This is a genomic window from Paenibacillus sp. EPM92, from assembly GCF_016586185.1.
GTDB lineage: Bacteria > Bacillota > Bacilli > Paenibacillales > NBRC-103111 > Paenibacillus_G > Paenibacillus_G validus.
In genome coordinates this window covers 1-9,016 of sequence record NZ_BCPS01000094.1, presented here as the reverse complement: position 1 = coordinate 9,016, position 9,016 = coordinate 1, and the positions used below count along the sequence as shown (strand labels likewise).

General features: G+C 54.1%; 8 protein-coding genes and 1 pseudogene. 2 read left to right on the top strand and 7 right to left on the bottom strand.

Annotated elements, in window-relative coordinates; genetic code table 11:
- From JMF85_RS23375 to JMF85_RS23345, 7 genes and pseudogenes are all read right to left on the bottom strand, one after another.
- Positions 1 to 1,590: beta-propeller domain-containing protein (locus tag JMF85_RS23375; RefSeq protein ID WP_236595964.1), on the bottom strand; the 1,590-nt coding region annotated here is incomplete at its 3' end.
- Between the two features lie 129 nt (positions 1,591 to 1,719).
- Complete coding sequence (locus JMF85_RS23370; RefSeq protein ID WP_201318999.1) at positions 1,720 to 3,405, bottom strand: sensor domain-containing diguanylate cyclase; 1,686 nt, start codon at positions 3,403 to 3,405, stop codon at positions 1,720 to 1,722.
- A 138-nt stretch (positions 3,406 to 3,543) separates the two neighbouring features.
- On the bottom strand, positions 3,544 to 3,879 hold the full coding sequence (locus JMF85_RS23365; RefSeq protein ID WP_236595963.1) for a LapA family protein: 336 nt from the start codon (positions 3,877 to 3,879) through the stop codon (positions 3,544 to 3,546).
- Positions 3,880 to 3,990: 111 nt separating this feature from the next.
- Complete coding sequence (pepF, locus tag JMF85_RS23360; protein WP_127606159.1) at positions 3,991 to 5,781, bottom strand: oligoendopeptidase F; 1,791 nt, start codon at positions 5,779 to 5,781, stop codon at positions 3,991 to 3,993.
- A gap of 241 nt (positions 5,782 to 6,022) precedes the next feature.
- Positions 6,023 to 6,205, bottom strand: a complete 183-nt coding sequence (locus JMF85_RS23355) for a hypothetical protein (RefSeq protein ID WP_054796846.1) — start codon at positions 6,203 to 6,205, stop codon at positions 6,023 to 6,025.
- A 271-nt stretch (positions 6,206 to 6,476) separates the two neighbouring features.
- Positions 6,477 to 7,130 (bottom strand): annotated as a pseudogene (locus JMF85_RS23350) (TerC family protein); the annotation flags it as partial.
- 282 nt (positions 7,131 to 7,412) lie between these two features.
- Positions 7,413 to 7,646 (bottom strand): hypothetical protein, encoded by a 234-nt coding sequence (locus JMF85_RS23345; RefSeq protein ID WP_127606155.1) that lies wholly within the window; start codon positions 7,644 to 7,646, stop codon positions 7,413 to 7,415.
- A 230-nt stretch (positions 7,647 to 7,876) separates the two neighbouring features.
- On the opposite strand from JMF85_RS23345, the gene JMF85_RS23340 reads away from it, so the two are divergent.
- Together JMF85_RS23340 and JMF85_RS23335 are read left to right on the top strand one after the other, a co-directional pair.
- Positions 7,877 to 8,587, top strand: coding sequence for a class I SAM-dependent methyltransferase (locus JMF85_RS23340; RefSeq protein ID WP_141333807.1), 711 nt, complete (start codon positions 7,877 to 7,879; stop codon positions 8,585 to 8,587).
- An 86-nt stretch (positions 8,588 to 8,673) separates the two neighbouring features.
- Positions 8,674 to 8,871: a cold shock domain-containing protein gene (locus JMF85_RS23335; RefSeq protein WP_054796811.1), complete on the top strand. Its 198-nt coding sequence runs from the start codon at positions 8,674 to 8,676 to the stop codon at positions 8,869 to 8,871.
- Positions 8,872 to 9,016: the final 145 nt, after the last annotated feature.

The following is a 9,016-nucleotide window of genomic DNA, read 5'->3' as shown; positions in this document are numbered from 1 at the left end:
GCCTTGATTCAGACCGAATTTATAAATGACGGTTTGCGTCTCCGGCGGCGTCCAGCTTGGCGGCATTGACCGGTCGGCCTGCTCCGCCGCAGGTGCAGCTAAAGCAACCGGGCCCTCCGGCGCCGCCTCATATTCGTTCACTCCGATGTACAGGTTCGAAGCGGATGCATAGACGTGCTGCCCGGAGCCCAAGTAACTGGTCACCTGCATGTTTTTCCCGGGTTCCCCGAGGTTGAGGCCGCCAATAAGCAAGTAATTCGGTTTTACAGCTTTCGGAAAGTAGCGAACGTCTTCCAGCCCGATCGTTTGGAAGTTTGTGCCGGCGTTCGAATCCCGGTAAGCGGGCAGGGAGGCGTCCGTACCGGCGCCTGCTTCAGCCCCGTTCGGGCGCATCAGCTGGAACGAATTCATGTACTTGTTGGTAATCACATACAATGCGTCTCCGATTTTACGCGAAGATATGTAGTTGCCCTCCAGCTCGGTTTCACGCACCGGCCTCAAGCTGCTGCGGTCGGCGAGATCGTATACGATCGTCTTGGTCGTAGAACGGCCCGGGTTCGGGCGCACCGCGATCTTCTTCAATTCGCCCCCAGCCAGTGCAACGACCGGCATCCGTTCGACGCTCGCGGATGAGCCGGAATCGACCGCTGCGGAAGGGTTCGCCGATACAGCGGGCTTATCCCCGAGCAGCGGCATCGGTTCCGGCTGAACCGGTTCGCCAGACTGCGGATGGAATGTCGTACCGATCACGACCAAATGCCAGTCGTCCACATACAGCTCGCGCGGATAAAAGTTGCGGTCGTCCACATACACCGTACCGACGACGCTCATGTTGTCGGCGGGAACCGCCGACGTTACGATCACCCGGTCGCGGTTCACTTGGTAAATGTATTGGCCGTCCGTCTTGATGATGTCGGCTTCGTCGACGCCTTCGACCTGCACGTTCGTGCCCGAATACCCGGCACCGCCGGCGGCGTCCGCAGACTTGGCTTGTGCTGCTGCAGCCGGAGCGGCAGCTGCCGCGGAGGACATCGCCTTCTCGGCGACCGCACCCGTGGCGGCGAACCCGCTGCCCGAATCCGTGCCGAAGCCGGACTCCTTCAGCAGCTCCTGGAGCCTGGCGACGGATCCGACGGTCGGCAGGCTCTTATCCGCGTCCACGATACTCACCGCTCGATTCGCTCCGTCCCAGTAGACGTTAAAATCGAACGACTCGCTGAAGAAACGCAGTGGCACGAGCAGCTTGTCCTGCACCGTTACCGGGGCTTCGGCCAACGTGACGGCGGTATCGCCGCGGTAGGCGGTCGTGCTGCCGACGGTCAGCTGAATGGATCGCTCGCCTTTAACCGCTGTCGCCGTCTTGGCGGCCTGCTCCCACTCGACCGTTACCCCAAGTGCCGTCGATACGTCGCGCAGCGGCACCATTAATGTGCTGTTGACAAGCTGCGGTTCGACGGAGAAACGGACAGGTCCACCGTTCAGACTTAAAGAGATGCCTTGTTCCGTTTGCGCCTGCGCTGCTGCGGGAATTGCGCCCGCCAGCAGGGAGATGACCAACAGCCTCGCCATCCATGATTGGTTCTTGCTCACCTAAATATCCCTCCTTATACGGGTTTACGATCAGAAAGAAATCGATCCGATTACTCTTCTAACGAAGCGCGCCCGCCAATTGTTTCAATAAAAAACGCCCGTTTTTCCATTAAGGAAGGAGCGTTTGAACTATGCGGTCAAAAACTCCTTTACCTGGTTTCGCCCTTCTTGTTTCGCTTGATATAAAGCCCGGTCCGCTCTGATGAGCAGCTCCTGCGGCGACAGCTCCCGGCTCGGCACAAGCGTCGCAAACCCCAGACTGGCGGTTACTATCGTCGATACGTCCGAGCATGTATGCGGAATGCCCAAGCGCTCGATTTCGTATCGAAGCTGTTCGGCTACGAAGGCGGCTCCGGACTCGTCGGTCATCGGCAGCACGATAATAAATTCTTCGCCGCCGAAACGGGCAATGAAATCGCCCGGACGTTTGGCCGCACGGAGCAGCGCTTCCGCTACCTGCTGAAGGCATAAGTCTCCTTCATGATGGCCGTAATTATCGTTATACCGTTTAAAATAATCGATGTCGAGTAAAATAACGGAAAGCGGGGTGGCGAACCGCAAGCCGTGTCTCCATTCCCGCGCGTAATTTTCATCGAAGCTGCGCCGGTTGGCGAGGCCGGTGAGCGCGTCGATCGACGATATTTTTTGCAGCAGCTCGTTCGTTTTCAAGAGCTGTTGTTCGTTTTTTTTGCGTGCGGAAATGTCGCGAGACACCCAGACGAACGGTTTCGAACCGGGCTCCGGCGTACTGACCCTGCGAATATTCGTTTCCAACCACAGGTATTCGCCTTGTTTCGTACGCATTCGGTAGGGAGGCAAGCTCATCTCGGTCGCCATGATCGAGTAATCGCCGGCATCCTGTATAAGCCGCAGGTCCTCCGGATGGAAGTAATCAAAGATGTTTGTGCCGATAAGCTCTTCCGCCTCGTAGCCGAGCAGCGTCTTGCTCGAAGGCGAGGCGTACAGAATATCCCCTTCGCCCGTATGCTTGGAAATGATATCGCTGCAATGCTCCGTCAGGATCCGGTGCAATTCCTCGCTTTCCCGCAAGGCGGCTTCGGCTTGACGGCGATCGGTGACATCGCGGAAAAGGACCGAGAACGAGTCGGCCAGCGGGGAGGCGTTGATTTCGATCCATCGGTTGCCTGGTTCGTCATACAGTTCAAGAAGGTTTGGCCGATGATCGGTCAGTATGCGGCTGCAATGTTCAGCAATCGCCTGTGCCGCTGCTTCCGGAAACACATCGGTGAAGCTTAACCCGATCAAGTGGGCACGCGACCGTCCGAAGAACATTTCTGCGGAACGGTTCACATAGGTAAAGCGGCTTTGGGAATCAACCGCAAAGAAACCGTCGGTGCTATGCTCCAGCATATCGATCATTTGGGCGAGCGAGCGTTCGGCTCCCGTTTGCAAGGGCTTATGCTCGGTGATAGCCTGCACCTGAATGAAATACAGCTGCCGCCCGGGGGATGTCCGGAGGACCGAGACGGCAACGTTGGCCCAAATGGTATTCCCGTTACGATCGACGAATCTCCGTTCCTTCGGATCGGCGGATGGGGCGGACGTCTCAAGCCCAATTGCGTCCAAGACCTTCGGCTTCGCCTCATACAAGCTCTCGATATCTGCAGGGTGCCTAATGCTATCGACGTGCTTGCCGAGCAGCTGTTCCCGTTCATAGCCCATGATGCTGCAGAAGGCAGGGTTGAGGGAAACGAACGTTCCTTCGGCCGACAGAAAGGCCATGCCTGTTAAGGATCGCTGAAACGCAAGCGTATTCAGATGTTGTTCTTGGCTTTCCACCCCGGGGTCGCTCATGCTGTAGGCACCCTTCCTGCACGAAGTAGTCGTTCATGCCATTCCTACATACATTTTAATGGAAAGAGCCAGTTTACTTCAATGAATAATCCTTCTTTATGTACGACTTAAGGAAGATTTGATGTAAATTTAATTTTTTTAAACGTTCTTCGTACCGCGAGCGGCTGTACCATGGGAATCGGGAGAAGCCGGAACGGGCGCGGCTGCCGACTCCGCCTGTTCGCGCTCCAGCTCGCTGACGCGCTTCTCCAACTGACGAATGGTGCGCTTCAGCTTGAACTGCCGGAGCATGCCGAGCAGCGATGCGATGAGTCCGCCGAGCAAGGTGGAGCCGAGCACGACGAGTATTAACGGAATATCCGCCTGGGTGACGAGGAAATTGACACGCACCGGATCAACGTTGATCACGGCAAAGATAGCGGTAATCAGTGCAAAAATAAGCGTCAAAATGAGCATCCTCTGGGCTTTCATCATGCGATCACACTCCTGCGGGAAATTAAAATTTGTCGGAATGGGCGAGAACGGGAGGGGCTGACGGAAAAAGGCTGAGCCGGGGGAACCGAACTCAGCCTGACTCGCCAGCACTTACTTCGCTAGCGATTCCATTTGTTCCAATAAATCTTTAAATACGCTCATTCCCTGTTTAATCGGTTCCGTCGAGGACATATCGACGCCGGCCCGCTTCAGGATATTGATCGAATAGTCGCTGCCTCCGCTCTTCAGGAAGCCAAGGTAACGCTCGACGGCCGGCTCGCCTTCATCCAAAATTTGCTTCGCGAAGCTCGTCGCCGCCGAGAAGCCGGTTGCATATTTATAAACGTAAAAGCTGTTATAGAAATGGGGGATGCGCGCCCATTCCATTTCAATGTCTTTATCCACGACCATGTCTTTGCCGTAATACAAGACGTTCAAATCGTAGTACACCTGGCTCAGCAGCTGCGGCGTCAATGACTCGCCTTGCTCGGCCTTCTCGTGAATGATTTTCTCAAATTCGGCGAACATCGTCTGGCGGAACACCGTCGTCCGGAATTGATCCATATAGTAGGTGAGCAGATACATCTTTTCCTTCGGATCCGTCGACTTCTTGAGCAAGTAATCCATCAGCAGCGCCTCGTTCAGCGTTGAAGCGACCTCGGCCAAGAAGATGGTATACTGTGCGTAGCGATACGGCTGGTTCGTATCGGACAAGTACGAGTGAAGCGCATGGCCCATCTCGTGCGTCAGTGTAAACATGCTGTTCAGGTTGTCCTTATGATTCAGCAGCACGTAAGGATGAGTGCCGAAGGCTCCCCAGCTGTAGGCGCCGTTCCGCTTGCCTTCGTTCTCGTAGATGTCGATCCAGCGGTTGTCGAAGCCCTCTTGAAGAATGTTCAAGTAGTCTTGACCGAGCGGCTTCAAGCTTTCTTTCACGGTCGCTTTCGCTTCCTCGTACGTGATGTCAAGCTTATATTCCTCGACGAGCGGAGCGAACAAATCGTACATGTGCAGCTCATCGAGCTTCATCAGCTTGCGGCGGAGCTCCATGTATCGGTGCATCAGCGGCAGCGCTTCGTGAATGGCGTCAATCAGGTTGGTATAGACGCTTTTGTCGATTTTATCGCCGAAGAGCGACATCTCGAGCGCAGAAGGATACTTCCGGGCTCTGGAGTAAAAAATGTTCTTCGTCACGTTGGCCGACAACGTCGCCGCTATCGTATTTTTTTGCTTCGCGTAGGTCGCATACATCGCCTCGAACGCCTCTTTGCGCACCGTACGGTTGGGGCTCTCCAGGAATTGGATGTAGCGGCCGTGCGTCAGCTCGACTTCTTCGCCTTGCTCATTTTTGACCTTAGGAAACTTCAGGTCCGCATTGTTCAGCATGCCGAAGATCGTGCCGGGTGCCTGCGCCAGGTTGCCGACTTGAGCCAGCAGCGACTCTGCGTCCTTGCCGAGTACATGCGGCTTCTGGCGAATCAATTCTTCCAGCGTGCGCTTATAGAAAGAAAGCTCCGGGCTTGCTACGAGCTTCTGAAGCTGTTCGTCGGATAAGCTCAAAATCTCCGGCGAGATGAACGACATCGCTTCGTTCACTTCAACACTCAGCTTTTTGGATTTATCCGATAAGGCCTGATACGCAGGGTCCGTCATGTCCTCGTGATGCTTCAGGTTCGCATAGACGTACAGCCGTTCCATATGTAAGGAAATCTTGTCTTCCAGCTCGAAGCACTTCTTAATAGAGGCCGGGTCACTCAATTTGCCCTGAAAACGCGCAATATCTTTCACTTGCTCTTTCACTTGACGATACTCTTGATCCCATGCCTCCTGGCCCTTGATTAAATCCTCTAAGTTCCAGCGGTGCTCGTCCGGGACCTCGTTACGTTTCAGTACTTGATTCATGGGTGCCCTCCTTGTCATATGATTAGGTGTGGCGGTTTGATCCGCCTGGACCGCTGACGCCGATGGCATCAGCAAACAAGCGCTTAGCGCGCCGCACAGCCCTAATGGAATCCATCGCATCGCTCGTTCACGCTCCATAGGAAGAAGAGGTCGGTCAGAAAACTTACGGGATAGTATGACCGGAGCGAGGCTTAAATATTAGTATAGGGATTCCGGACGCCGAAGTCTAATCGCTTGGTGCTTAGACCGGATTCGCAAGGAATGAATAGATCAGCAGCCCGAACGAGAACGCGACCATCACGAGCGCCAGAAGGGCGAGGGGCCGTTTGACGCCGGACGGCAGCGTATCCTTCTTCATAATTAATATCAAGGCCAAGCAAAAGGAAAGGATGATGAAGGTAACGATCGACGTGGCATTGTTCACAAAAATCACCTCTTATCTATGTAATGTATGTTCGCCGCCTAGCGTTATTTTCCTTTTTTTGTACGGACGGCAAAAAACCGACCCCCTGGAGGGATCGGCTTTCAAGAGTTCCGTTCAGCGAGCCGTTCTAGCTTCGCGATTTCACCAATACGAGACGGCCGTCTTTATCCCGGCTTGCCGTGAAATTGTCGTCCGGCTGGATGCCGGCTTCTTTCTCTAAACCGACCGGAATCGTTAACGCGCCATGCTCATTGACCGAGACGACCGATCCGGATTTTTTCTTCAAGTAGCCAAGGGCTAGTACGCCCACGATGATCAGGAAGACAATCGCCCATTTCACAACCGGATTTTCATGGAAGTATCCGGCTACGGAGCGATCCTCCGTCAGCATCTTGGCTGCCGTATAGGCAAGGACGGCGGAACCGAGCCAGATGATGATCGGGAAGCGGTCGACGAGCTTAATGAACAGCGTGCTGCCCCATACCATGATCGGTACGCTTATGATGAGTCCGAGGATGACCAGCGAGAAGCTGCCGTGTGCGGCGCCGGCAACTGCGATGACGTTGTCGAAGCCCATAGCCGCATCGGCGATGATGATCGTGCGAATCGCGTCCGCGAGTCTTGGCTTAGCCTCAATGGCGTGGTCCTTCTGGTCGACGAGCAATTTGTAAGCGATCCAGATTAGGACGAGTCCCCCGATGAGCAGCAAATAAGGCAGCTCCAGCAGCCAGACGACGGCGAGTGTGGCGACGATTCGAATGACAACCGCACCGACGGTTCCCCACAGGATGGCGCCCTTCTGCTTGTCTTTCGGCAAGTTGCGCGCTGCGAGCGCGATGACGATCGCGTTATCGCCTGCCAGTACGAGGTCAATGAGTATAATGTTCAACAACGCTAGTAAAAATGATGGCGTTAACCACTCCATGTCCCTCACTCCTTCTTTCTTTTATAATTATTGTGTACATAAAAATGATCCTGTGCCTGGTTTGGTTCAGGTACTTTTTTCAAACAAAAAAGACCTCTACCCATAATAGGCAAAGGTCTTGCTAACAACGTGACGTTGCCAATAAAGCCGGGGCTCGCAAGAACCCGAATTGACGACTTTACTGTGACAGCTACTCCCCTTTGGAGGACATCCTTATGTAATTATCTTAATTATAGAAGCCAAACAAGCAAGAAGTCAAGCCTGAAAATGCAAAATCGGCTTTTATACTTGGCGAAACGCTTCCCAAATTTGCTCAAGCTCTTCTTCCGTGCCTTGAAAGCGTTCTTTGGAAAAGCGCTCTCCGACCCAGTGCATCATCTCCGGACGGCTGAGGAACGTATGGCATTCTTCGCCCCATTGGTCGGAAATTTCACGTAAAATCAATTGTTTGCCGTTCACTTCCACGGTCAGCATATTCCATTTATCGGTTTTGTAAATCGTATGTTTTTTAATCACGTGCGGGGAACCTCTTTTCAACATAATAATGAAGGACACAACCAGTCTCTCTACTCGCGAATCATACCTTAACTGCCGCGGAAAATCAAGGCGGTACGGGATACGGGACAATCGGCATTGCGTCCCACTCCAAACCGTGGTAATATCCTGCTAAGCTTCAGCATCGGCCGGAGGGCGGGTGGAGGCCCAGAGCTATCAAGATGAGTCGAGACGAGGAGAGTGCTTTGGAGATGAGCAAAGAACGGAAAGCGTATGAACAAATCGGCGTAGCCATGACGTGCCGATCCTATGACGAGTATGTACGGATGTTTGCCTTGAGACCCGAGCTGCTGCAAAGCGGAGCGGTGTTGGACGTGGCGGCGGGGGCCTCATCGTTCGTGGCCGAAGCATGCGGCCGAGGTTACGATGCCCGGGCGGCAGACCCGCTGTATGCGCTGGAGCCGGAAGCGATCCGCGCGAACGGCGTCCGGGAAATTGAAGCTTCCACAGCGAAGCTGGCGGCAATTCGGGAGCAGTTCGACTGGAGCTATTACGGCGATGTGGATCGCCATCGTTCCAATCGCGAGGCGTCGCTCGAACGATTTGCCGCGCACTACGAAGCGGAGCGGTCGAACGGCCGTTACGTGCCGGCTAAGCTGCCGCGCCTGCCATTCGAAAGCGGCGAGTTTTCGCTGGTGCTGGTCAGCCATTTTTTATTTCTGTATCATGAGCAATTCGACTTTGACTTCCATCTCGCGGCGCTTCAAGAGCTGATGCGCGTTTGCCGGCGAGGCGGCGAAGTACGGATTTACCCGGTGATTACGCTGGGGTGGGATCGTTATCCGCTGCTTGAGCGGCTGTCGGAAGCGCTGGGCCGGCAAGGGATTCAAGCCTCGCTGCCGGAGTCGTCGCTGCCGTTCATTCCGGGCTCCAAAGAGCTGCTGAGATTGGCGTATGAATAAGAGGAAGCAAGTTGATTTATCCTCATACTGGTGGTATAATTGAATTATTCGCCCTTGATGGCGATACATCTAGGAGGTTGTTTTCATTGAAAGGTACAGTAAAATGGTTTAACGCAGAAAAAGGCTATGGTTTTATCCAAGTTGAGGGCGGAGACGATGTATTCGTTCACTTCTCGGCTATTCAAGGCGATGGCTTCAAAACGTTGGAAGAAGGCCAATCGGTTGAGTTCGAAATCGTTTCCGGCAACCGCGGTCCTCAAGCAGCTAACGTTATCAAGCTGTAAGATTTAAACTAACTACGATGCCCGGGCTGTTGCGACAGTCGGGTTTATAACATATATCGTTGGGTAGTTGTCTTCTGCCGTATGCATCATGAGACAAATCAGAGCCTGCAGGCGGTTCTTGGAACTTCGGTTCCGGGAACCGTTT

Excerpts from the sequence above, each read along its gene's own strand:
- JMF85_RS23370 (WP_201318999.1), bottom strand. The coding sequence starts at position 3,405 with ATGAGCGACCCCGGGGTGGAAAGCCAAGAACAACATCTGAATACGCTT.
- JMF85_RS23365 (WP_236595963.1), bottom strand. The coding sequence starts at position 3,879 with ATGATGAAAGCCCAGAGGATGCTCATTTTGACGCTTATTTTTGCACTG.
- pepF (WP_127606159.1), bottom strand. The coding sequence starts at position 5,781 with ATGAATCAAGTACTGAAACGTAACGAGGTCCCGGACGAGCACCGCTGG.
- JMF85_RS23340 (WP_141333807.1), top strand. The coding sequence starts at position 7,877 with ATGAGCAAAGAACGGAAAGCGTATGAACAAATCGGCGTAGCCATGACG.